General features: G+C 38.6%; 1 protein-coding gene. It reads right to left on the reverse strand.

Annotated elements, in window-relative coordinates; translation table 11 throughout:
* The coding region (locus tag IEW67_RS17420; protein ID WP_194466077.1) for a helix-turn-helix domain-containing protein at positions 1-255 on the reverse strand (255 nt) is incomplete at its 3' end.
* Between the last annotated feature and the right edge of the window lie 206 nt (positions 256-461).

Genomic DNA, 461 nt, shown 5'->3' on the forward strand with positions numbered 1-461 from the left:
ATGGCGGGGTCTGCCTGGTGATTGACCGGGAATCAAACTATTTAGGCCGTTGGATTTATAGGCGCTTACGTAATTGTATATCGTCTTCTCGCTGGTTCCAATGTAACGTGATATTTCGCTTACTGGTCGCTCTTTTAAATACAACAAGATGGCTTGGTATCGTTTAAATAATCGAAGGTCTTTCGTTTCCTTCATAGCCGCTTTAACAGATTGAATATCAGGATTCTGATTATCCTTTTGAAGAATATTTTTCAATTTGTCCGCCTCCATAGGTAAAAGATTTCTTACCTATATTATTGGACAAAACTTACTGAATTCCTTTTTTTCCATTTATATAAGAGACGGAACCTATCAGCCGAAGCCAGTAAGAAGGGCTTATTATCCAAAAGAGGATGGATCAAAACGGAAACTAGGTATTCCATGTGTTCTTGATCGAGTCGTTCAACAAGCGATTTATCAGG

The sequence above is a fragment of the Lentibacillus kapialis genome (assembly GCF_014646635.1).
Classification (GTDB): domain Bacteria; phylum Bacillota; class Bacilli; order Bacillales; family Amphibacillaceae; genus Lentibacillus; species Lentibacillus kapialis.